The sequence below is a fragment of the Aquitalea sp. FJL05 genome (assembly GCF_003852595.1).
Lineage (GTDB): Bacteria > Pseudomonadota > Gammaproteobacteria > Burkholderiales > Chromobacteriaceae > Aquitalea > Aquitalea aquatilis.
This window is the reverse complement of sequence record NZ_QAJS01000018.1, coordinates 148,940-172,070: the sequence shown is the minus strand read 5'-3', so window position 1 is coordinate 172,070 and position 23,131 is coordinate 148,940. Positions and strand designations below refer to the sequence as shown.

Here is a 23,131-nt window from a genome sequence, read left to right as displayed (position 1 = left end):
TTCAGCGAACGGCATGCTGCGGCATGCCGTTCTGTTTTTGCAGTTTAAATGGACAATTTTAACTGCCCCCTGCTGTTTTTCCGGACTGGCCACCGCCTGGCATTTGATTGTCATGGAAAAATCATTGTGTTGTCTTCCCGCACCATTTCAGCTCATAGCTCACTTTGACTGCCGGTATTAACCCACTGATTTGACACGGAAAGCGCTTTTTGAGGCTGTCGCTAAGTCATTGTCGCAAAAGGTGAATTAGCGCCGAGTGATGTTGACCGTAATGAAGTTCTTTCTTATAGTGGCGAAATGTGGGGTGAAGTGGGTAAAAGTGGGGCGACGGCCCCTCAACTTTCAGCGGTGGTGTCCAGCTCATGATCGGCGGCGTCAGTATTGTCTCTCTTGATAGCAAGGGTCGTTTGGCCATTCCGGCCAGACACCGTGAGACACTGCTGTCCGCGTTCGGGCACAAGCTGGTTGTCACCCTCGAATCCCCCGACCATCTGCTGATTTACCCAGAACCTAACTGGCGTCCGGTTGAAGCCCGTCTGCTCGCACTTCCCACCGGCAATCCCACGCTGAAACGCTACCAGCGCCTCGTGCTTGGCCACGCGGAAACGCTGGACATGGACAGCGCCGGACGCATCTTGCTGCCTTCCCGCCTGCGCGAACTGGTCGGTCTGGACAAGGACGTGGCGCTGGTGGGCATGGGCAACCGCTTCGAGCTGTGGAATGCCGAGGAGTGGGACAGCCAGACCACGGAAGCACTGGCCATCGACCAAGCCGATCTGGCACAACATCTTGGAGACTTTACCCTGTGAGTTCCACCCCGTACGTGCACCGCACGGTGCTGCTAGCCGAAGCTGTAGCCGCGCTCGCCATCAAGCCTGATGGCGTGTATGTGGACTGCACCTTTGGTCGCGGTGGCCACAGCCGGCTCATCCTGTCGCAGCTGGGGCCGCAAGGCCGCCTGATTGCCTTCGACAAGGATCTGGAAGCCATTGCCGAAGCTGACAAGCTGGCGGCAGAAGACAGTCGTTTTACCATTGTTCACAACGGTTTCGAGACCCTGGGGCAGGAGCTGGCCCGCTTGGGTGTGGCCGTGGTGGACGGTGTATTGATGGATCTGGGCGTGTCCTCGCCACAGATCGACGACGGGCGTCGCGGCTTCAGTTTCCGCTTCGATGCACCGCTGGACATGCGCATGGACACCACCCGCGGCATCACTGCCGCCCAGTGGCTGGCTACTGCGGAAGAAGACGAAATCAAAGAGGTCATCAAGACTTATGGTGAAGAGCGGTTTGCTCGCAAGATCGCAGCAGCCATTGTTGCGCAACGGGAGCTCGCTCCCCTCCAGACCACGCGTGAGCTCGCCCTGCTCGTTGGGCAAAACGTCCGTACTCGGGAACCGGGTCAGGACCCAGCCACGCGGACCTTCCAGGCGATCCGGATCTTTGTGAACCGCGAGCTGGACGAGCTGAAAGCGGTGTTGCCGCAAGCGGCCCGTCATCTGGCTGAGGGCGGCCGGCTGGCCATCATCAGCTTTCACTCGCTGGAAGACCGTATCGTCAAACAATACCTGCGCGATGCCAGCAGCGTGGAAAAGCTGCCCACCTGGGTAATGGTGCGTGCCGACGAAATGGCCCGCCCGCCACTGGAAACCGTGGGCAAGCCGGTGCGCGCCAGCGCGGAAGAGGTGCGTGAAAACGCCCGTTCGCGCAGTGCCATCATGCGTATCGCCGAACGTACCGCCGCGCCGTGGCGGGAGGGGGATGCATGAACCGCCTGTGCGCGATCCTTCTGGTGCTGGTCGTGGTGTCCGCCTGGTCGGTGGTCACCTCGCAGCACGTATCGCGCAGGCTGTACAGCGACCTGCAGAAAGAGCAGAAGTCCGCCCAGCAGCTGGAGGTGGAGTTTGGCCAGCTGCAACTGGAGCAAAGTACCTGGGGTGCACACGCGGTGATTGAAAAGGCCGCCAGTACGCGGCTGGGCATGCACACACCGGATCCACGCCAGATCCAGGTGATCTCTGCCCGGGGAGGTGCCTGATGCGCACCAGCTACTCCGCCCATCAGCGTGAACGCCTTGCCGATGCCAGCCCTGCCCTGAAAATGACGGCAGGGCGTGTGCGTTTTGTGCTGGTGATGCTGGGCCTGCTGTTTCTGGCGCTGATTGGCCGTGCCATTTACCTGCAAGTGGTGCAGCAGGACTTCCTGCAAGGCCAGGGTGAGGCGCGTTTCCGTCGCGCCATGACGCTGGAGGCCAACCGCGGGGTGATTACCGACCGCAATGGCGAACCGCTGGCCATCAGCTCGCCGGTGCAAACCATCTGGGCCAGCCCGGCCGACATGGAGCCGGTGCCGCCGGCCAAGCTGCGTGATCTGGGCAAGCTGCTGGACATGGCGCCGGAAGAACTGGCCACCAAGCTGTCTGACCGCAAGAAAGAATTCGTCTACATCAAGCGTCAGATCAATCCTGAAGTGGCAGACAAGGTGATTGCTCTGGGCATTCCCGGCATCGCCAAGCAGCAGGAATACCGCCGCTTCTATCCGGCCGGGGAAATCATTTCCCACATCATCGGTTTTACCGGGGTGGACGGCAAAGGCCAGGAAGGCGTAGAGCTGGCGCGCGAAAAAATGCTGTCCGGCAAGGATGGTCGCCGTGTGGTGATCAAGGATCGCCGTGGCCACATCATCGAGGATGTGGCCGCCATCGAACCGCCCCGAGATGGCCAGACGCTGGCACTGGCGGTGGATCATCGCATCCAGTACCTGGCTTATCGTGAAATCAAGGCGGCAGTAGAAGAGAACAAGGCCAAGGCCGGCAGTGTGGTCGTGCTGGATGCCAAGACCGGAGAACTGCTGGCGCTGGCCAACTACCCCTCCTTCAATCCGAACAACCGGGTCGGTACCACGCCGGAAATGTTGCGTAACCGCGCGGTGATTGACCTGTTCGAACCTGGCTCCACCATGAAGCCGCTGTCGATCTCTTTGGCGCTGGAACACGGCAAGGCCAACGTCAACACCGTGCTGGACACCCACAGCTACATGATCGGCCCGGCCACCATCCGCGACGTATCGGCCCAGCCCAGCCTGAATATTCTGGGCATCATCCAGAAGTCGTCCAATGTGGGTACCAGCAAGCTGGCATTGCTCAATTCGCCGCAGGATTTCTGGACTTATTACGATTCCTTGGGCTTTGGCCGCCCGCCCAATACCGGTTTTCCCGGCGAGGCGGCAGGCCGTCTGCGCGACTGGAAAAGCTGGCGGCCCATCGAACAGGCCACCATGTCCTTCGGCTACGGCGTATCGGTCAGCCTGCTCCAGATGGCGCGGGCTTATACCATTTTTACCAATGATGGTGTGATGCTGCCCATCTCGCTGTACAAGACCAGCACCCCCATGCCGGGCAAGCGTGTGCTGAGCGAGAAAACCTCGCACGAAATGCATGACCTGCTGGTGGCCAACAGCGAGCCGGGTGGCGGTGCTGTCGGTGGCCGCATCATCGGTTACAGCATAGGCGGCAAGAGCGGCACGGCGCGCAAGCTGGAAGGGCGCACCTATGTGGCCAACAAGCACCGCGCCCTGTTCATGGGCTTTGCCCCGGGCAAGAACCCCAAACTCATCGTGGCCGTGATGATCGACGAACCCACGGCCGGCAAATACTACGGCGGCGCCATTTCTGCGCCGGTGTTTTCCCAGGTGGCTGGCGGCGCGCTGCGCGTGCTGAATGTGCAGCCGGACGAGCCGTCCAACAACAGCTTGCTGCCGGACTCGACCCCGGTCCCTGCGGATTTTTGAAGAAACAGAACATGAAAAGTCGCCTGACAAGCTTGCCGGACTGGGATCCGGCACAACTGAACCAGCTGGGCCTCCCCCTCAAACGGGTCGAGGCTGACAGCCGCCGTGTGCTGCCCGGAGATATCTTCCTGGCCTGCCACGGCGAGTACGCTGATGGCCGCGATTTCATTCCTGCTGCACTGGGAAAAGGTGCCGCAGCCGTGCTGTGGGATAGCGCTGACGGGTTTGCCTGGAAGCCGGAATGGGATCTGCCCAATCTGCCGGTACCGGCGCTGCGCGAGCGCGCCGGCATGGTGGCCGCCCATGTCTATGGTCAGCCCAGCCTGGCGATGACGGTGATCGGCATTACCGGCACCAACGGCAAGACTTCGATTTCCCACTGGCTGGCGCAGGCATTTTCCCTGCTGGGGCAGAAAGCCGCGCTGATCGGTACTGTGGGTAATGGTTTTTATGGCGAACTGACCGAAACCACCCACACCACGCCGGACCCGGTCACCGTGCAGCAGAAACTGGCTGAATACCGTCGCCAGGGTGCGCACGTGGTGACCATGGAAGTGTCCAGCCACGGGCTGGACCAGTCGCGTGTCAATGGTGTCAGCTTCGCCACGGCGGTGTTTACCAATCTGACCCGCGACCATCTGGACTACCACGGCAGCATGGAAGCCTACGGTGCGGCCAAGGCCAAGCTGTTCCACTGGGAAGGCCTCAAGCATGCGGTCATCAATGTTGATGACCCGTTTGGCCGCCAGCTGGTGCAGGACATCGACGCCAGCCAGACCAAGGTCGTGAGCTACGGGCTGACGCAGGGCGATGTACGTCCGCTCAGCCTCACTGCCAATCTGGACGGCCTGCACTTGCAGGTGACCACGCCGTGGGGCGAGGTGGACGTGCGTACCGGCTTGGTGGGCCGTTTCAATGCCAGCAATCTGTTGGCTTGTCTGGCCACCTTGTGTGTCAACGGTGTCAGCCTGGCCGATGCGGCTGCAGTCATGGCGCGCATCCAGCCGGCACGCGGCCGCATGCAGAGCATAGGCGGCAGCCACGAGCCGCTGGTGGTAATCGACTACGCCCACACGCCGGACGCGCTGGAAAAGGCGCTGGCTACCTTGGCGGATATCCGCCCGGCCGGCAGCAAGCTGTATTGCGTATTCGGCTGCGGTGGTGACCGCGATCCGGGCAAGCGCCCGATGATGGGCGAAATCGCCGAACGCATTGCCGATGTGGCCGTGGTGACCAGCGACAATCCGCGCACCGAAACCCCGCAAACCATCATCGAACACATTCTGGCTGGCATGAGCCACCCGGGCCATGTCGAGGCAGACCGTGCCGCCGCCATTCACTGGGCAGTCGCCCAGGCGCAGGCTGGCGATATCGTGCTCGTCGCTGGCAAAGGCCACGAGGAATACCAGGACATCGCCGGGGTCAAGCACCCGTTCTCCGACTTCCGCATTGCCGAAGAAGCACTGACGGCCTGGGGAGACCGGGCATGATGACCCTGCAACAGGCGGCACAACTGGCTGGCGGCATCCTGACGGGTGGCGACGGACAGGCGCGTCTGGCCCGCGTGGTCACCGATAGCCGTGCCGTGCAGCCGGGCGACCTGTTTGTCGCGCTCAAGGGCGAGCGTTTTGATGCCCATGATTTCGTGGCCGATGTGCTGGCCCGTGGTGCTGCTGCCGCACTGGTGGATAACAGTTTTGTACTGGAAGGTGCCCGCCTGATCCGGGCGGACGACACCCGCTTGGCACTGGGCCGGCTGGCGGCCGGCTGGGCTGCGCTGCAGCCGGCATTGCGCATCGGCATTACCGGCTCCAATGGCAAGACCACGGTCAAGGAAATGGTTGCCACCATTCTCAAGACCCATGCCGGAGCCGACGCCGTGCATGCCACCGCCGGCAACTTCAACAACGACATCGGCCTGCCGCTGACCCTGCTAGGGCTGACTGCCGCCCATCGCTATGCGGTGCTGGAAATGGGCATGAACCATCACGGCGAGCTGACTTACCTGACTGGCCTGGCCCGGCCGCAAGTGGCACTGGTCAACAATGCCATGCGTGCGCATTTCGGTTATTTCGCCGACACCACCGATGTGGCGCGGGCCAAGGCCGAGATTTTCCTCGGTCTGCCGGAAGATGGCGTGGCCATCGTCAATGCCGACGACGCCAATGTCGCGCTGTTCCGTACGGCTGCCGGCAAGCACCGCGTGTGCAGCTTCGGCCTGCAACAGCCTGCCGACATCCGCGCCACGGATATCAGCCTGCAGGCGCTGGACAGCAGTTTCACCCTGTGCAGTCCGCAGGGCGAGCAGGCCATCAGCCTGCCGGCACCGGGCGAGCACAATGTGCGCAACGCGCTGGCTGCGGCCGCCATTGCGCTGGCGCTGGAGGTGCCGCTGGTCACCATCGCTGCCGGTCTGGCCGCTTTTGGCAATGCCAAGGGCCGTCTGCAGCAGAAGGCCGGCCTGCATGGCGGCGTGGTGATCGACGACAGCTACAACGCCAATCCGGATTCGATGAAAGCCGGTATCGATGTGCTGGCCCGTCTGCCGGCACCGCACTGCTTCGTGATGGGTGATATCGGCGAGCTGGGCGAGTCGGCCGCGCAACTGCATCGCGAAGTGGGCGAACACGCCCGCCAGCGCGGCATTGCCCAACTGGTGACGCTGGGCGAGCTCAGCCGTCACGCCGCCGCGGCTTATGGCGACGGCGCGCAGAGTTTTGATGATTTCGCGGCGCTGGCCAGCTGGCTGGGTGCCAATTTGCAAGCGGGAGCCTCGGTGCTGGTGAAGGGTTCACGCTTCATGCGTATGGAACGGGTGGTGGAACACCTGACGACCGCAAAACAACAAGAAGAGGGAGTGTAAGGTGCTGCTCTGGCTAGCTGAATTGCTGGGTTCTCATATCCGGACCTTTAACGTTGTGTTCTACGTCACCCTGCGCGCGGTGATGGCGGCGCTGACTTCGCTGACCATCTCGCTGCTGATGGGGCCGTGGGTGATCCGCAAACTGACCGAACTGAAAGTCGGCCAGGCGGTCCGCAACGATGGTCCGCAGACCCATCTGGTCAAGGCCGGTACGCCGACCATGGGCGGTTCGCTGATCCTGCTGTCCATCACCATCACCACCCTGCTGTGGGCCGACCTGTCCAACAAATACGTCTGGCTGCTGCTGGCGGTGATGCTGGGTACCGGTGCGCTGGGCTTTTACGACGACTGGCGCAAGGTGGTGTACAAGGACCCGAAAGGGGTGTCGGCCAAGTTCAAGATGGCCTGGCAATCCACCATTGCCATTGCCGCCGGTGTGTTTCTGATTGCCACCGCCAAGCTGCCGGCCTCCACCGAATTCATCGTGCCCTTCTTTAAGACCGTGGCCTACCCGCTGGGCGTGGTGGGCTTCTGCGTGCTGACCTATCTGGTGATCGTCGGTACCTCCAATGCCGTCAACCTGACAGATGGTCTGGATGGTCTGGCGGCGCTGCCGGTAGTGATGGTGGCCTCCGGTCTGTCCATCTTTGCCTACGTAGCTGGCCACGTGGTGTTTTCCCGTTATCTGGGCCTGCCCTTCATCCCAGGCGCGCATGAGGTCGTGGTGTTCTGCGCCGCTATTTGCGGGGCCTGTCTGGGCTTTCTGTGGTTCAACGCCTATCCGGCCCAGGTATTCATGGGCGACGTGGGCGCGCTGGCACTGGGCGCAGCGCTGGGCACGGTAGCGGTGATCGTACGGCAGGAAATCGTGCTGTTCATCATGGGCGGCCTGTTCGTGATGGAAGCGCTGTCGGTGATGATTCAGGTGACCTCGTTCAAGCTCACCGGCAAGCGGGTGTTCCGCATGGCTCCGCTGCATCACCACTACGAATTGAAGGGCTGGAAAGAAACCCAGGTTGTCGTGCGTTTCTGGATCATCACCATGATGCTGGTGCTGGCCGGCCTCGCTTCACTGAAATTGCGTTAAGGATAAGGGCTCATGGACTTTGCTGATCGTCACATCGCGGTAGTGGGGCTGGGAGGCTCGGGGCTGGCTGCCGCGCGCTATCTGGCTGCCCACGGCGCACGCGTGGTGGTGGCCGATAGCAAGCCCGCGCCTGAGCGCGTGGCCCAGCTGCTGCAAGATGTGCCGACGGCGGAATTGCGTAGCGGCGCATTTGATGCCAGCACCTTTGCCGGCGTCGACATGCTGGTGCTCAGCCCCGGCGTACCGCTGAAAACCCCCGCCATTGATGCTTTCCGCCGTGCCGGTGGCGAAGTGGTGGGTGATGTGGAACTGCTGGCCCGTGCCATCAAGGGTCATGCCAGCAAGATTATTGCCATCACCGGCTCCAATGGCAAGACCACCGTCACCAGTCTGGTTGGCCATCTATGCCAGCAGGCCGGGCTGGATACCATCGTGGCCGGCAATATCGGCCTGGCGGTGCTGGAAGCCCTGCTGGAGCGCGAACAGTCCGGCAAGCAGCCGGATGTGTGGGTATTAGAGTTGTCCAGCTTCCAGCTGGAAACCACTTACAGCCTCGCGGCGGATGCTGCCACGGTGCTGAATATTTCCGAAGACCATCTGGATCGCTACCACGACCTGCTGGATTACGCCCACGCCAAGACCGCCGTGTTCAATGGTCTGGGGGTGCAGGTGCTGAACCGCGACGACATCCTGGCCCCGGCCATGGTGCGCCCCGGCCATGTTGTGAAATGGTTCTCGTTGAAGCAGCCGGTGGAATACAGCCTGCTGCAGCAACAGGGCGAATACTGGCTGAGCGCGCAGGGCGAGGCTGTGCTGCCGCAAGCCAGTCTGCAACTGCAAGGCCTGCACAATGCCGCCAATGCACTGGCCGCGCTGGCCTTGTGCGACAGCATCGGGCTGGACCGTGCCGCCTTGCTGCAAGGCCTGCAAAGCTTCCAGGGCCTGGCACATCGCGTGGAACTGGTGGATGAGTTCAACGATATCGCCTGGATTGACGATTCCAAGGGTACCAATGTCGGTGCCACCGAAGCGGCCCTCAATGGCATGACGCGCCGTGTGGTGCTGATTGCCGGTGGTGACGGCAAGGGCCAGGATTTCAGCCCGCTGTTGCCGGCCTGCCAGCGCATTGCCCGCGCCGTGCTGCTGATCGGCCGCGACGCCGGTCGTATCCGCGCCGCACTGGCGGATAGCGGTGTGCCGCTGCAGGATTGCGCCACGCTGGAAGACGCCACCCGCGCTGCGGCACAGCTGGCTCAGCCGGGCGATGTGGTGTTGCTGTCGCCGGCCTGTGCCAGCCTGGACATGTTCCGCAACTATGCCCATCGCGCCCAGGTATTCATCGATACCGTGGCGGAAATCAAGGCCGCTGCGGTCGGAAAGGGGCAGCCATGATCGTGCACTCGGCGCGCCGCTATACCGCCATCAAACCTTTTGACGAGGCCCTGGCCTGGGCCCTGGCCCTGCTGTTGTCCATCAGCCTGGTAATGGTGTACTCCGCGTCGATTGCCTATGCCGAAGCCGATGCCGCCACGCAGAACCGCTACTTCTATCTGATCCGCCACGTCATCTTCATGGTGATCGGCCTGAGCGCTTCCTACATCCTGTTTCAGGTACCCACCCGTATCTGGCAAAAGTACGCCGGCAAGCTGTTCCTGTTGGGCATCGTACTGCTGGTATTGGTGCTGGTCCCCGGCATCGGCCGGGTGGTGAATGGTTCGCGCCGCTGGATCAACCTGTTCGTGTTGAACCTGCAGCCGTCGGAAATCATGAAGTTTGCCACGGTGATCTATGCCGCCGACTACACCGTGCGCAAGACCCACAAGCTGCACAGCCTGAAAGAAGGCTTTGCGCCGATGTTCGCCGCCATGGTGGCGGTGGCCTTCCTGTTGCTGCGCGAGCCGGACTTCGGCGCGCTGATGGTGGTGATGTCCATCGCCATGGGCGTGCTGTTCCTGGGCGGCATCAATATGCGCATCTTCTCCGGGCTGGCGGTGATGGCAGCGGTGGCCATCGTGCTGCTGATTATCTCCTCGCCGTATCGCCTGAAGCGGGTGCTGGGTTTCATGGACCCGTGGGACGACCCCTATGGCAAGGGCTACCAGCTGTCGCATTCGCTGATCGCCATCGGCCGGGGTGAATGGTATGGCGTGGGGCTGGGCTCCAGCATTGAAAAGCTGTTCTACCTGCCCGAGGCCCATACCGACTTCATCATGGCGGTGATTTCGGAAGAATTCGGCTTTGCCGGCATCTGCGTGGTGATCGGCCTGTATGCCTGGATCGTGCGCCGTGCGTTTCACATCGGCGTGGAATCGAAAAAGCTGGAGCGCTTCTTCCAGGCGCTGGTGGCGCAGGGGCTGGGTATCTGGTTGGGCATTCAGGTGTTTTTCAACATCGGCGTGAACATGGGTCTGCTGCCCACCAAGGGCCTCACCCTGCCGCTGATGTCGTTTGGTGGTTCGGCCATGTTGATGAATCTGGTGGCGATGGCCGTGCTGCTGCGGGTTGACTATGAAAACCGCCGCATCATGCGCGGCTACAAAGTGTAGCCGCGCAGGACAAGCGCCGACAGGCGCGTGAGGGCGCAAGCCCGGTGGCGGCGGTTTCTGCGAGGCCAAAGGCCGAAGCTAAAACCGGAGCGAAGGGCGGCTACAAAGTGTAGTCACGCAGGACAAGCGCCGACAGGCGCGTAAGGGCGCAAGCCTGGTGGCGGCGGTTTCTGCGAGGCCGCAGGACGAAGCTAAAACAGCGCATCATGCGCGGTTACAAGGTTTGATGAAGATGACGAACAGAACGGTCATGGTAATGGCAGCCGGTACGGGTGGACACATTGTCCCCGGCCTTGCCGTGGCCAAAGAGCTGCAACAGCGCGGCTGGAAAGTGGTGTGGCTGGGTACCGAGCGCGGCATGGAAAACAAGCTGGTACCGCCTACCGGTATTCCGCTGGAGCGGCTGGCTTTTCATGGTGTGCGCGGCAAGGGTCTGCTGGGTTCGCTCAAGGGCGTGTTGCAGCTGTGCGCGGCTTTTGTGCGTGCGGCGCAGCTGTTGTTTCGCCATCGTCCGGATGTGGTGCTGGGCATGGGCGGCTATGTCTGCTTGCCGGGTGGGGTGATGAGCGGCCTGTTGTGGAAGCCGCTGGTGCTGGTGAATGCCGATGCCAGCCTGTTGCTGAGCAACAAGGCCTTGCTGCCGTTTGCCCGCAAGCTGGTGTGCGGCTTTGACGGCAGTGCCGCCAGAAGCGTGGCCAAGTCACTGGTCACCGGTAATCCGGTACGGCGTGAAATCGAAGCCCTGCCGGCACCGGCACAACGCTATGCCGGCCGTAGCGGTCCGCTGCGCGTGCTGGTGGTGGGTGGCAGCCTGGGTGCGCGGGTACTGAACCAGACCCTGCCGCAGGCACTGGCACTGCTGCCGGCAGAACAGCGCCCGCAGCTGACCCACCAGACCGGTGAGGCGAATTTCGCCGAAGTACAGGCCGCCTACCGTGCCGCCGGGCTGGAACAGCATGTGACGCTGCTGCCGTTTATCGATGACATGCCCAGCCGGCTGGCCGAGTGCGACCTGATCATCTGCCGCGCCGGTGCAATCACGGTGAGCGAGCTGTGTGCCGCTGGTGTCGCCAGCATTCTGGTGCCGCTGGTGGTGTCCACCACCGCGCATCAGCGCGACAACGCCAGCTGGATGGCGACGGAAGGCGCGGCGATTCATCTGCCGCAAAGCGAATTGACAGCACAAAAGCTGGCAGACGTTCTGGCTGGTCTTGACCGGCCCCGTCTGCTGGAACTTGCCAGCCATGCCCATGCATTGGCCAGACCGGGCGCAGCCGCCCGGGTGGCCGATCTGTGTGTGGCACTGGCAGACGAACAGTAATACGGCAGCCACAAGCGGCCGGAAGCAACGAGAAAGAACATGAAACACAGGGTCAAACACATTCACTTCGTCGGCATCGGTGGTGTCGGCATGTGCGGCATCGCCGAGGTTCTGCTGAACCTGGGTTACAGCGTGTCCGGTTCGGACATGGCTGATGGTGCCGCCACCCAGCGCCTGGCCGCGCAGGGCGCACGCGTGTTCTTTGGCCATGACGCCACCTATATGGAAGGTGCCGATGTGGTGGTGACCTCCACCGCGGTGAAGGCAGACAACCCGGAAGTGCTGTGCGCCCGCGAGCGCCGCATTCCGGTGATTCCGCGCGCCATGATGCTGGCCGAGCTGATGCGCTTCAAGCAGGGCATTGCCATTGCCGGTACCCACGGCAAAACCACCACCACCAGCCTGACGGCCTCGGTGCTGGCGGCAGCCGGGCTGGACCCCACTTTTGTGATTGGCGGCAAGCTGACCGCAGCGGGCAGCAATGCCAAGCTGGGTTCGGGCGAGTTTCTGGTGGCCGAGGCCGACGAGTCTGACGCGTCCTTCCTGCACCTGACGCCGGTGATGGCGGTGATCACCAATATCGACGCCGACCACATGGACACCTACGACCACAGCTTCGACAAGCTCAAGCAGGCTTTTGTCGACTTCCTGCACCGCCTGCCGTTTTATGGCCGTGCCGTGCTGTGCGTGGATGACCCGAATGTGCGCGAGATTCGCAGCCGCATCACCAAGCCGGTGACCACCTATGGCCTGGACGATTCGGCCGACATTTATGCCGAAAACGTGGTGGCCGCCAGCGGCCAGATGCATTTCGACGTGGTGGTCAATAACGGCCAACGCCATTCTTTCCCGGTGGTGCTGAACCTGCCGGGCCGTCACAACGTGCTCAATGCGCTGTCGGCCATTGCCATTGGTCTGGAGTGTGGCGCGGACATCCCGTCCATCCAGCGTGGTCTGGCCGAGTTTGCCGGGGTGGGCCGTCGCTTCCAGCGTTACGGTGAAGTGGCCTTGCCGGCAGGTGGCAGCTTCACCCTGGTGGACGACTACGGTCACCACCCGGTGGAAATGGCCGCCACCCTGTCCGCCGTGCGCGGTGCCTTCCCGGACAAGCGACTGGTGCTGGCCTTCCAGCCGCACCGTTACAGCCGCACCCGTGATTTGTTTGAAGATTTCGTCAAGGTATTAAACGGCGTGGATGCGCTGTTGCTGTCGGAAGTGTATGCCGCCGGCGAAGCCCCCATCGTGGCGGCCGATGGTCGTGCGCTGGCCCGCGCCGTGCGCGTGTCCGGCAAGGTGGAACCGCTGTTTGTCGAGCAGATTGCCGACATGCCGCAAACCATCATGGACATCGCCCGTGATGGCGATGTGGTCATCACCATGGGGGCAGGCTCCATCGGTGCCGTGCCGGGCAAGCTGGTGGCGGGCAAGCTGTAAGTAGCAGGCCAATTTTGGCGGGAGCGCCCCGAGCCTCCCAGTAAGGAAGAGCAATGAAGCAGTACGGCAAAGTGGCAGTGATGATGGGCGGCAGCTCCGCCGAACGCGAAATCTCGCTGATGAGCGGCAATGGTGTGCTCAGCGCCTTGCGCTCGCGCGGGGTGGACGCCCACGCCTTCGACCCGGCAGACAAACCGCTGTCGGCGCTGAAGGACGAAGGCTTCGAACGCGTATTCATCATCCTGCACGGCCCATTTGGTGAAGACGGCACTTTGCAAGGTGCGCTGGAAACGCTGGGTATTCCGTATACCGGCTGTGGGGTGATGGCTTCGGCCATCTGCATGGACAAATGGCGCACCAAGCTGCTGTGGCGCGGTGCCGGTTTGCCGATTCCGGAATTCGAACTGCTGGACGAAGACAGTGACTTCGCTGCCGTGGAAGCCCGGCTGGGCCTGCCGCTGTTCGTCAAGCCGGCGACCGAAGGCTCCAGTATCGGTGTGACCAAGGTAAAACAGGCCGGTGAGCTGAAAGCAGCCTTCGACGAAGCTCGCAAGTACGACCCGCTGGTATTGGCCGAGCGCTTTGTCGGCGGTGGCGAATACACCTGTGCCGTGATTGATGGCCAGGCTTATCCCACCATCAAGATCGAACCGGCCACCGAGTATTACGATTACCAGGCCAAGTATTTCCGCGACGACACGGTGTACCGCTGCCCGTCCGGCCTGAGCGAAGAAGTGGAACAGCGCGCGCGCGCACTGTGCCTGCAGGCTTTCCGGGTATTGGGTGGCCAGGGCTGGGGCCGCGTGGACTTCCTGATGGACGAGGAGGGTGGCATCTATCTGCTGGAAGTGAATACCAACCCGGGCATGACCAGCCACAGCCTGGTGCCGATGGCCGCACGCGCCCAGGGCATCAGCTACGAGGACCTCTGCCTGAACGTGCTGGATATGGTGCATGTGGGATAACCATCAGCTGCTGAAAGGCCTGGCCAATTTCCTGCTGGGTGCCTCGCTGCTGATGCTGATGTATGCAGGTGGATTCTGGGTGACGCATGCGCCGGTGTTTCCGGTGAAGAAGATCCAGATCCAGGGACAGATGAAAAGGGTGACGCCGGAGCAGCTGCGCTTCATTGCCGAGCATGAGCTGACCGGGACTTTCTTCACGCTGGACATCGACAAGACGCGGGCAGCATTCGGCAAGTTGCCCTGGGTGCGGGATGCCCAGGTGCGCCGGCGCTGGCCGGATGCGCTGGAAATTGCAGTGGAAGAACATGTGGCGCTGGCGCGCTGGGGCGAAAACGGGCTGGTAGACAGCCATGGCGACCGCTTCGACGCCGCCAGTGATCAGCAACTGCCGGTGTTTTACGGGCCGGCAGGGGCCGAAAAGGACATGACAGCCATGCTGGCGCGTTTGCGTCAGGGATTGAAGCCGACGGGGCTGGCCCCCAAGGACATCTGGCTGTCACCGCGCCGCGCCTGGCAGGTTGGGCTGGATAACGACATCAAGCTGGATCTGGGGCGTGGCGACGTGGATTTGCGGGTGGAGCGATTCGCCCAGTACTGGAAAGACAAGCTGGCAGCGCTGCCTTACCACATCGATTACGTGGATATGCGCTACCCCAATGGATTTGCCGTGCGGATGCCTGATTACAAGGCCCCGCCGGCTCAAGTGAAAAAGTAATACCAAGCTGGAGCGACAGGTGAGCAAACCTAAGGAAAGCAAGAACATGCTGGTCGGCCTGGACATCGGCACATCCAAGATCGTGGCGATTGTCGCGGAAGTTCTGGATGACGGCCAGCTCAACATCATCGGCATGGGCCAGACCCCGTCACGCGGCCTGAAGCGCGGCATGGTGGTGAATATCGAGTCCACGGTGCAGGCCATCCAGCGTGCGCTGGAGGAGGCCGAGCTGATGGCCGACTGCAAGATTCACGAGGTGTTTGCCGGCATTGCCGGTAGCCACATCAAGAGCATCAACTCGCACGGCATGGTGGCCATCAAGGACCGCGAAGTCATGCAGATGGACATCGAGCGCGTGATTGAAACCGCACGCGCCGTCACCATCCCGCCGGATCACCAGGTGCTGCACATCCTGACCCAGGAATACAGCATCGACGGCCAGGAAGGCGTGCGCGAGCCGCTGGGCATGAGCGGTGTGCGCCTGGAAGCCAAGGTGCATATCGTCAGCGGTGCCGTGTCTGCCGCGCAGAACGTCACCAAGTGCGTGCGCCGTTGCGGTCTGGAAGTGTCCGACCTGGTGCTGCAGCCGATGGCCTCGGCCATTGCCGTGCTGTCGGAAGACGAAAAGGAACTGGGCGTGTGCCTGATCGATATCGGTGGCGGTACCACTGATATCGCGGTGTATGCCAACGGTGCCATCCGCCATACCGCGGTGATTCCGATTGCCGGTGACCAGATCACCAACGATATCGCCATGGCGCTGCGCACTCCCACCAAGGAAGCGGAAGACATCAAGATCCAGCACGCCGTGGCGCTGGTGACCATGGCCGATCCGGGCCAGATGATCGAAGTGCCGGGCGTGGGCGAACGCGGTCCGCGTCAGATGTCGCGCGCCACGCTGGCCGAAGTGGTGGAACCACGGGTGGAAGAACTCTTCCAGCTGGTACAGCAGGAGCTGCGTCGCAGCGGCTTCGAAGACCTGCTGTCCTCCGGCATCGTGCTGACCGGTGGAGCCAGCCTGATGCCGGGCATGGTGGAACTGGCAGAAGAAGTGTTCCACATGCCGGTGCGCGTGGGCGTGCCCAAGTATGTTGGCGGCCTGGCCGAAGTGGTGAAGACCCCGCGCTTCTCCACCGGTGTCGGTCTGTTGTTGTACGGCAAGGACCAGATCCAGACCCACAGCGGTCCCAAAGTGGAAAGCGCTGGTGTCGGCCATCTGTTCGGCCGCATGAAGGCCTGGTTCGCCGGGAATTTTTAAGCCTGGGCGGCCGGGTGGCCGCTGGGGTGATGTGTTTTATCGGGCAGCAGTAAATATCGGAAATGTAAGCTCATCTTAAACTTGAGGAGAGGCAAATGAGCGGAATGGTTTTTGAAGTAATGCAAGAGACCGCCAACGCGGCCGTGATCAAAGTGATCGGCGTGGGCGGTGGTGGTTGCAATGCCATCGATAACATGATCAGCAGTCATGTACATGGTGTGGAATTCATCTGCGCCAATACCGATGCGCAATCCCTGCAGCGCAACAAGTCGCCGCAGAAACTGCAACTGGGCAACAACCTGACCCGTGGTCTGGGTGCCGGTGCCAACCCCGAAGTGGGTCGCAGCGCCGCACTGGAAGACCGCGAACGCATCGCCGATGCCCTGCGCGGCGCCAATATGGTCTTCGTGACTGCCGGCATGGGTGGTGGTACCGGTACCGGCGCAGCGCCGGTGGTGGCCGAAGTGGCCAAGGAGCTGGGCATCCTCACCGTGGGCGTGGTCACCCGTCCGTTCGACCACGAAGGCAAGCGCCTGAAAGTGGCCCAGAGCGGCATCGAAGACCTGAAAAAGCATGTCGATTCGCTGATCGTCATCCCCAACGAAAAGCTGATGGAAGTGCTGGGCGACGATGTCACCATGCGCGAAGCCTTCCGTGCTGCCGATGACGTGCTCAAGGGCGCGGTAGCCGGTATTGCCGAAGTGATTACCTGCCCCGGCCTGATCAACGTCGACTTTGCCGACGTGCGCACCGTGATGTGCGAAATGGGCCTGGCCATGATGGGTTCCGCCTACGCTTCCGGTATCGACCGTGCCCGCGTGGCCGCCGAGCAGGCCGTGGCCAGCCCGCTGCTGGACAACATCACCCTGGAAGGTGCCCGTGGCGTGCTGGTGAACATCTCCACCGCACCGGGTTGCCTGAAGATGAGCGAATACCGCGAAATCATGGGCATCATCCGTCAGTACGCCGACGAAGATGCACAGATCAAGTTCGGTACCGCCGAAGTGGAAGACATGCCGGAAGACACCATCCGTGTCACCCTGATCGCCACTGGCCTGGGTCAGCAAAAGCCGGTACGCGAAGAGCGTCCGGAATACATCAAGATCGTCAAGACCGGCACCGACGACCGTGCGGTAGAGGTCATCAACTACGACGATTTCGATACCCCGGCCATCATGCGTCAGGGCCGTCGCCGCGCTGCGCCGTCCACCGACTTTTCCAATCCGGAAGTCAGCGACAGCTATGACATTCCGGCCTTCCTGCGCAAGCAGGCCGATTGAGAAAGGCCTATCTGGTAAAATAGTTAAAAACTATTTATCTGTGACAAGCAATCAATAAAGCATGGCGCAAGCCTGTGCTAAAATCGGGTTTTCCCGATTGCCTGAAAGCTTCACATGATATTCCAGCGCACGCTGAAACAAGCGATCAGCGCCACAGGTGTCGGCTTGCATTCTGGCGAGCGGGTGAAACTTACCCTGCTGCCGGCAGCGCCCGACACCGGCATCGTCTTTCGCCGCACCGACTTGCCCGAGTCGGAGGATGTGAAAGCCGAGCCTGCGCTCGTCAACGACACGCGCCTCTCCTCCACGCTGGTGACCGCCACCGGCGTGCGTGTCGGCACGATCGAGCATTTGATGTCAGCCTTTGCCGGCTTTGGCATCGACAACCTCATTGTCGAGGTGACGGCGGCGGAAATGCCCATCATGGATGGCTCCGCCGCCCCTTTCATTTATCTGCTGCAAAGCGCTGGCGTGGTCGAGCAGACTGCGCCCAAGCGCTTCATTCGCGTCAAACAGGCAGTGGAAATTGTCGAAGGTGACAAATGGGTCAAGCTGGAGCCGATGGATGGCTTCAAAATCACCCTGTCCATCGAGTTCAACCATCCTGCTTTCAATCTGGCCCCGCAAAAGGTCACCATCGATTTCGCCAGCAGCTCTTATCTGGACGAAATCAGCCGTGCCCGTACTTTCGGCTTCATGCACGAAGTGGAATACATGCGCCAGCACGGACTGGGACTGGGCGGCAGCCTGGACAACGCCATCGTCATCGACGACGAATATGTGCTCAATCCGGAAGGCCTGCGTTTCCCCGACGAATTCGTGCGCCACAAGATCCTGGATGCCATTGGCGACCTCTACATCATTGGTCACCCGCTGATTGCCGCTTTCTCTGGCCATAAATCCGGCCATGCGCTCAACAACAAATTGCTGCGCAAGCTGCTGGACACACCGGACGCCTGGGAATACGTCAGCTTTACCGACCCGCTGGATGCCCCGTCCAGCTTCCACCGCCTGCCCGAGGTGGTGTAGCCATGCTGGCGCTGTGGCGGCTGTGGGCCATTGTCATCATTCTGGCTTTTGGCTGGTCTGCCATCAGCTACGCCCTCACGCGCAACCCGCGCTATCTCAAGCAGAGCCAGCGTCTGTGCAAGTGGACTGGCGGCCTGGGGCTGCTGCTCACCCTCTTCTGGCTAATTGGCAAACTGATCCGCTAGCGGCACACTGCCAGCCTCTTTCCCGTGGCCGCTTGAGGCTACATCTTGCTGGAGGTTTTCATGTCCGGATTGACCCATTTCGATGCCAGCGGCCAGGCCCATATGGTGGATGTCGGTGACAAGCAAAGCACGCGCCGCCGTGCGGTGGCGCAGGGCAGCATACAGATGCAGCCCGCCACCCTGGCGCTGATCCGCGATGGCAACCACAAAAAAGGCGACGTACTGGGCATTGCCCGCATCGCCGCCATCATGGCATCCAAGCGTACCGCCGACCTCATCCCGCTATGCCACCCCATCGCCCTGACCCGTGTCGCGGTCGACTTCATGCTGGACGAAGCCGGCAGCGCGGTGCACATCACCGTCACTGCCGAGTGCAGCGGCCAGACCGGCGTGGAGATGGAAGCGCTCACCGCCGCCAGCGTTGGCCTGCTGACTATTTATGATATGTGCAAGGCCGTGGACCGTGGCATGGTGATTTCTGCCGTGCAGCTACAGGAAAAAGAGGGTGGCAAGAGCGGCCACTGGCAGCGCCAAGACTGAGCCAGCGTGTTGCTCTAATCATGTAGCTCGGTTAACTGTACCTGCTCCGGCCGTGCCTCACGGCTGATCAGGATGACCGCCGCCAGGATCAGCCCGCCGCCCAGTGCCTGGCTCCATCCCAGTTGCTCACCCAGCAGCAGCCAGGCCAGTAGGATGGTGACCACCGGTTCGGCAGTGGAAATCAGCGAGGCCTGGGTGGCTCCGGTAACGGCCAGCCCGGACAGGAACAGCGCCAGCGCGGCTACCGTGCCGAAGCAGGCAATGCCCAATACCGCCAGCCAGCCATGCAGGCTGGCCGGACCGTGAAATCCTGAGCTGCCCAGATAGACGCCATAGCAAGTGGCGGCGGAAAACACCACCACGCAGGCTGAAGTCAAAGGATGGCAGCCCTGGGTATAGCGGCTGCCCGCCAGGATATACAGCGAATAGATCACGGCAGATGCCAGCCCCAGTAGCAGGCCCAGCGGCTGGGCCGACAATTCCAGGCCGATGGTGATGGCCAGGCCGGCCAGTGCCAGCAGCAGGGCTAGCAGGCGGCGTGCGCTGAATCGTTCGCCCAGCAATAGCGTGGACAAGACCAGTACGATGGCGGGGAACAGGTAGAGCAGCAGGGCAATGGTGCCGGCACTGGCATAGTGCAGACCGGAAAAATAGCAGGCAGCCATGCCGGCATAGCCCAGGCTGCCCATGGCCATCAGCACCAGCAGGGCGCGTCCGCGTGGCCACGGCAGCTTTTTCCAGACGACCCATGGCAATAGCAACATCCCGGCAAGGAAAAAGCGCAGGAACAGCAGGCTGGCGGTGGACACGCCGTCGGCATAGGCAAAGCGGGCCAGGATGGCCATGCTGCCAAAACCGATGGCGGAGAGAAGAATCTTGAACTGAGCCAGCGTCAGGGCGCGGGGCAGGGCGGAAGGGCTGGAGGACACAGGACGGCCAAATGCGGATTAAACAGCTATTGATACCGCAATTTCACCTGCTTGTCATGGCGCTTGCACCTGACTGGTGCAAAACAGCGTGCACAGCGGGCGGATGATCTGGCCCTTGCTGTCCACGCTGGGCCTTATTTAGCGCCAGGGGGCGGCGCGCAACAGCTTGATGGCCTGTTCGACGGATTTCGGGGCCGTCTTCTCTACGCACAGGTCTTCACGCAGCGCGCGGCGGGCCTTGTCGTCGTAGGCAATCTTGCGCCAGTCGGCGCGCAGCGACTCTATCCAGCGCTTGTTGATGCTGTCGCCAAAAGCATAGCTGCGATAGCTCCCCTCGGCGCACTGTATGCCTTCCACGCTGAGGTTTTCCGCACCGGACGGGCTTTGCACGCGCAGAATCAGCCGCACCACGCCATCTTCACCCACGCTCAGGCTCTTGCTGTCGGCAAAGTATTTGTTGGCTACTTCCGGGCCGACATAAAAGCCGATCCAGTCTGGTGCGGTCGGGTAGGCCGGAATAGTGAACTGGCCTTCACTCCACGGCTGCACTTCGTCCATCGCGTAATTGGTATTGTTGAAGCCTTTGTTGTATTCGCTGGCCTGGGCACTCAGCGCCAGCAGCAGTCCGGCCAGAGCCAGACCATATCGGGACAATTTCAAGCACGTCTCCTGCTTCAAAGCTTGGCCGGGTGTTGTACCTGCCCCGGCCGGATGGTGTAACGGCGGCGGCCGGCTTCACGGCCGGCCAGCCCCCAGGAAAGTTCGGACAAGCTTACATCACCCCGTGCCGATACGTTCAGCAGCATGGAGGAGCGAGTGCCGTAGTCGCGTCCCTGAATGAACACGGGCGACAGGGTTTTTTCCAGCGCCAGGCCAACCCCGGTATTGGGCAACTGGCCCGGGCCGGCCTGAGTGGCATCTGCCAGCCAGGCAAAGGCTTCCGCCTCACTGGGAGGCTGACGCAGGCCGCGCAGGTGTTCGGCCAGCCGCTCGCTCTTGAACCAGGGCGTGTCCAGCGTGGCATTGGACAGGGTATGAATGCCGGGTGTCACCCGGGCAATGCGGGCACCACGGCTGTGGAAGTGGAACAGGTCGTCCACCTTGCCGTACAGCAGATTGAACGGGGCGTAGTGCTGGTGGTTGTCGCGCAGCCAGTCGGCAAAGCTGAAGGGATCGTCATCGCCGGTGACAAAGCGCTGCACCAGCTCACCGCGCGAGCGTTCCCCGCTCTTGCCATAGCCTTCGCGGAAATTGGTCAGCGCGGCAAAGCGGCCCCGACCATCTACTATCAGCCAGCTGCCGCCCGCCTGCAGGTCGCGGCCGCCCAGGGTGTCGGCATGGCCTTCCCACCAGTCCAGCGTCGCACTGGGGCGGGCGTAGTATTCGTCGCGGTTGGCCAGCAAAACCAGCTGGCCCAGGCCGGGCATCTTGTAGGCAAAGGCAATCACGCACATGGCGGGTGTCCCGATTTTGGGGGGCTTGACGAGTGGCGTACACTAAGCGGATACAGAGCCGGTAGAATACCGCCTCCAATTGGCATTGTAACGTAAGACTGAGCGAAACCCCCATGACTCCCGACCGCCTGATTGACCTGTCCGGCCTGAACTGCCCCTTGCCCATCCTGCGTGCCAAGAAGGCACTGGCGGAAATGGACAGCGGCAAGGTGCTGGAAGTGATCGCCACCGACCCCGGCGCGCCCAAGGATTTCGAGGCATTCTGCCGCCAGACCGGCAATGCCCTGCTCGAATCCGCCACCACCGCGGAAGGCAAGTTCCGCATGGTGTTGCGCCGCAAATGATGTGGGCGGCGGCACCCCTGGCCGGTGGCCGCCTGCCTGTCCTGATACCGATAGTCCAGAGATAGAGCGAAACCGCATGCAGACCCTTACCCTCATCCGTCCCGACGACTGGCACCTGCACCTGCGCGACGGCGCAGCCCTGGCGGCCGTGCTGCCCGATACCGCGCGCCAGATGGGCCGCGCCATCATCATGCCCAATCTGAAGCCGCCGGTGACTACGGTGGAAGCTGCTGCGGCCTACCGTGAACGCATTCTGGCAGCCTTGCCGGCTGGCAGCCGTTTCCAGCCGCTGATGACGCTCTACCTCACCGACAACACCAGTGCCGAGGAAGTGTACAAGGCGCGTGCCAGTGGTTTCGTGCACGGCATCAAGCTGTATCCGGCGGGTGCCACCACCAATTCCGACTTTGGCGTGAGCAGCATCGACAAGGCTATGCCGGCACTGGAAGCCATGGCCGAGTGCGGCATGCCGCTGCTGGTGCATGGTGAAGTGACCGATCCGGCCATCGACATTTTCGACCGCGAAGCGGTGTTCATCGAGCAGGTATTCCAGCCGCTATTAAGCCGCCTGCCGTCGCTGCGCGTGGTGTTCGAACACATCACCACCAAGGATGCGGCCGAGTATGTCGCCAGTGCGCCGGCCAATATCGCGGCCACCATCACCGCCCATCACCTGCTGATGAACCGCAATGCCATCTTCGTTGGCGGCATCCGTCCTCACCATTACTGCCTGCCGGTACTCAAGCGCGAACTGCATCGCCAGGCGCTGATGGCGGCGGCCACTTCCGGCTCGGCCAAGTTCTTCCTCGGCACCGACAGCGCCCCGCATGCACGCCATGCCAAGGAAGCGGCCTGTGGCTGTGCCGGCATGTATACCGCCCATGCCGCCATCGAGCTGTATGCTGAAGCCTTCGAGGCCGCCGGTGCGCTGGACCAGCTGCAAGCCTTTGCCAGCCTGAACGGCCCGGCCTTCTATGGCCTGGCTCCCAATGCCGACACCGTCACTTTGGTGAAGGAAAGCTGGCAGGTGCCGGCAGCGCTGGAGTATGACGGCGACAGCCTGGTGCCGCTGCGTGCTGGCGAAACCATCCACTGGCGTCTGCAAGACTGAAGCCGCTGCTGCCGGCCATAGCCGGCTGTGTTGATGAAAGCTCCCGGGTGGGAGCTTTTTTTATGGTTTTACCGCCAGGTATTGTCTGGCAATCCAACGCCATGGTGGCGGCTGGCTGAGGTTGGCCATGTCATGCAGCTTGGGTGGAGCGCCTTGATTGACGGGCGATACGGCTGGATTCAGGTTTTTATCGTACTGATATTCGTTACTGTAATCTGCTGATTAATATGCTGCCGGCCTGAATAGGCAAATGGCAGTGTGCCCTGGCAGCAAATGTGCCGG

23 protein-coding genes are annotated in these 23,131 nt (G+C 62.0%); 20 read left to right on the top strand and 3 right to left on the bottom strand.

Features of this window, described 5'->3' with window-relative positions; genetic code table 11:
• Positions 1–362 precede the first annotated feature (362 nt).
• The 18 genes from mraZ (at position 363) to moaC (ending at position 19,011) form a co-directional block, all read left to right on the top strand.
• Positions 363–809, top strand: coding sequence for a division/cell wall cluster transcriptional repressor MraZ (gene mraZ / locus DBR44_RS17345; RefSeq protein WP_103522963.1), 447 nt, complete (start codon positions 363–365; stop codon positions 807–809).
• Complete coding sequence (gene rsmH / locus DBR44_RS17340; RefSeq protein WP_124645252.1) at positions 806–1,768, top strand: 16S rRNA (cytosine(1402)-N(4))-methyltransferase RsmH; 963 nt, start codon at positions 806–808, stop codon at positions 1,766–1,768. The genes mraZ and rsmH overlap by 4 nt, the downstream gene beginning before the upstream one ends.
• The gene (gene ftsL, locus DBR44_RS17335) at positions 1,765–2,037 is read left to right on the top strand and encodes a cell division protein FtsL (protein ID WP_059284568.1); all 273 of its coding nucleotides are present in this window, start codon (positions 1,765–1,767) and stop codon (positions 2,035–2,037) included. Before rsmH ends, ftsL begins: the two co-directional genes overlap by 4 nt.
• On the top strand, positions 2,037–3,788 hold the full coding sequence (locus tag DBR44_RS17330; RefSeq protein WP_124645251.1) for a penicillin-binding protein 2: 1,752 nt from the start codon (positions 2,037–2,039) through the stop codon (positions 3,786–3,788). The genes ftsL and DBR44_RS17330 overlap by 1 nt, the downstream gene beginning before the upstream one ends.
• An 11-nt stretch (positions 3,789–3,799) precedes the next feature.
• The gene (locus DBR44_RS17325) at positions 3,800–5,278 is read left to right on the top strand and encodes a UDP-N-acetylmuramoyl-L-alanyl-D-glutamate--2,6-diaminopimelate ligase (RefSeq protein ID WP_124645250.1); all 1,479 of its coding nucleotides are present in this window, start codon (positions 3,800–3,802) and stop codon (positions 5,276–5,278) included.
• Positions 5,275–6,651, top strand: coding sequence for a UDP-N-acetylmuramoyl-tripeptide--D-alanyl-D-alanine ligase (murF, locus tag DBR44_RS17320; RefSeq protein WP_124645249.1), 1,377 nt, complete (start codon positions 5,275–5,277; stop codon positions 6,649–6,651). Before DBR44_RS17325 ends, murF begins: the two co-directional genes overlap by 4 nt.
• 1 nt (position 6,652) lies before the next feature.
• Positions 6,653–7,738 (top strand): phospho-N-acetylmuramoyl-pentapeptide-transferase, encoded by a 1,086-nt coding sequence (gene mraY / locus DBR44_RS17315; protein WP_124645248.1) that lies wholly within the window; start codon positions 6,653–6,655, stop codon positions 7,736–7,738.
• Positions 7,739–7,750: 12 nt separating this feature from the next.
• Positions 7,751–9,130: a UDP-N-acetylmuramoyl-L-alanine--D-glutamate ligase gene (gene murD, locus DBR44_RS17310; protein WP_124645247.1), complete on the top strand. Its 1,380-nt coding sequence runs from the start codon at positions 7,751–7,753 to the stop codon at positions 9,128–9,130.
• The gene (ftsW, locus tag DBR44_RS17305) at positions 9,127–10,284 is read left to right on the top strand and encodes a putative lipid II flippase FtsW (protein WP_124645246.1); all 1,158 of its coding nucleotides are present in this window, start codon (positions 9,127–9,129) and stop codon (positions 10,282–10,284) included. Before murD ends, ftsW begins: the two co-directional genes overlap by 4 nt.
• Before the next feature lie 232 nt (positions 10,285–10,516).
• A complete protein-coding gene (gene murG / locus DBR44_RS17300; protein ID WP_124645245.1) occupies positions 10,517–11,605 on the top strand; it encodes an undecaprenyldiphospho-muramoylpentapeptide beta-N-acetylglucosaminyltransferase in 1,089 nt (362 codons plus the stop codon).
• A 39-nt stretch (positions 11,606–11,644) separates the two neighbouring features.
• Positions 11,645–13,039 carry a UDP-N-acetylmuramate--L-alanine ligase gene (gene murC / locus DBR44_RS17295; protein WP_124645244.1) on the top strand — a complete coding sequence of 465 codons (1,395 nt, stop codon included), beginning with the start codon at positions 11,645–11,647 and terminating at the stop codon, positions 13,037–13,039.
• A gap of 53 nt (positions 13,040–13,092) precedes the next feature.
• Positions 13,093–14,004 carry a D-alanine--D-alanine ligase gene (locus tag DBR44_RS17290; protein ID WP_124645243.1) on the top strand — a complete coding sequence of 304 codons (912 nt, stop codon included), beginning with the start codon at positions 13,093–13,095 and terminating at the stop codon, positions 14,002–14,004.
• Positions 13,994–14,719 carry a cell division protein FtsQ/DivIB gene (locus DBR44_RS17285; RefSeq protein WP_059285654.1) on the top strand — a complete coding sequence of 242 codons (726 nt, stop codon included), beginning with the start codon at positions 13,994–13,996 and terminating at the stop codon, positions 14,717–14,719. Before DBR44_RS17290 ends, DBR44_RS17285 begins: the two co-directional genes overlap by 11 nt.
• Positions 14,720–14,765: 46 nt before the next feature.
• Complete coding sequence (ftsA, locus tag DBR44_RS17280) at positions 14,766–15,977, top strand: cell division protein FtsA (protein ID WP_220272880.1); 1,212 nt, start codon at positions 14,766–14,768, stop codon at positions 15,975–15,977.
• A gap of 95 nt (positions 15,978–16,072) precedes the next feature.
• Positions 16,073–17,257 (top strand): cell division protein FtsZ, encoded by a 1,185-nt coding sequence (ftsZ, locus tag DBR44_RS17275; RefSeq protein ID WP_103522973.1) that lies wholly within the window; start codon positions 16,073–16,075, stop codon positions 17,255–17,257.
• 117 nt (positions 17,258–17,374) lie between these two features.
• Complete coding sequence (lpxC, locus tag DBR44_RS17270) at positions 17,375–18,286, top strand: UDP-3-O-acyl-N-acetylglucosamine deacetylase (RefSeq protein WP_199731101.1); 912 nt, start codon at positions 17,375–17,377, stop codon at positions 18,284–18,286.
• A 2-nt stretch (positions 18,287–18,288) separates the two neighbouring features.
• Complete coding sequence (locus tag DBR44_RS17265) at positions 18,289–18,471, top strand: hypothetical protein (protein WP_124645241.1); 183 nt, start codon at positions 18,289–18,291, stop codon at positions 18,469–18,471.
• Positions 18,472–18,531: 60 nt separating this feature from the next.
• Positions 18,532–19,011, top strand: coding sequence for a cyclic pyranopterin monophosphate synthase MoaC (moaC, locus tag DBR44_RS17260; protein WP_124645240.1), 480 nt, complete (start codon positions 18,532–18,534; stop codon positions 19,009–19,011).
• Between the two features lie 14 nt (positions 19,012–19,025).
• On the opposite strand, the gene DBR44_RS17255 is transcribed toward moaC, so the two are convergent.
• The 3 genes from DBR44_RS17255 to DBR44_RS17245 all read right to left on the bottom strand — a co-directional run bounded on the left by DBR44_RS17255 (position 19,026) and on the right by DBR44_RS17245 (position 21,394).
• Entirely contained in the window at positions 19,026–19,940 is a 915-nt protein-coding gene (locus DBR44_RS17255; RefSeq protein ID WP_233578637.1) for a DMT family transporter, read from the bottom strand.
• Between the two features lie 138 nt (positions 19,941–20,078).
• Complete coding sequence (locus DBR44_RS17250) at positions 20,079–20,600, bottom strand: CNP1-like family protein (RefSeq protein ID WP_124645239.1); 522 nt, start codon at positions 20,598–20,600, stop codon at positions 20,079–20,081.
• Between the two features lie 14 nt (positions 20,601–20,614).
• Complete coding sequence (locus DBR44_RS17245) at positions 20,615–21,394, bottom strand: NRDE family protein (protein ID WP_124645238.1); 780 nt, start codon at positions 21,392–21,394, stop codon at positions 20,615–20,617.
• Between the two features lie 113 nt (positions 21,395–21,507).
• Here DBR44_RS17245 and DBR44_RS17240 point away from each other — a divergent pair, with 113 nt between their 5' ends.
• Together DBR44_RS17240 and pyrC are read left to right on the top strand one after the other, a co-directional pair.
• The gene (locus DBR44_RS17240) at positions 21,508–21,738 is read left to right on the top strand and encodes a sulfurtransferase TusA family protein (RefSeq protein WP_124645237.1); all 231 of its coding nucleotides are present in this window, start codon (positions 21,508–21,510) and stop codon (positions 21,736–21,738) included.
• Positions 21,739–21,814: 76 nt separating this feature from the next.
• The gene (gene pyrC, locus DBR44_RS17235) at positions 21,815–22,849 is read left to right on the top strand and encodes a dihydroorotase (protein ID WP_124645236.1); all 1,035 of its coding nucleotides are present in this window, start codon (positions 21,815–21,817) and stop codon (positions 22,847–22,849) included.
• Positions 22,850–23,131: the final 282 nt, after the last annotated feature.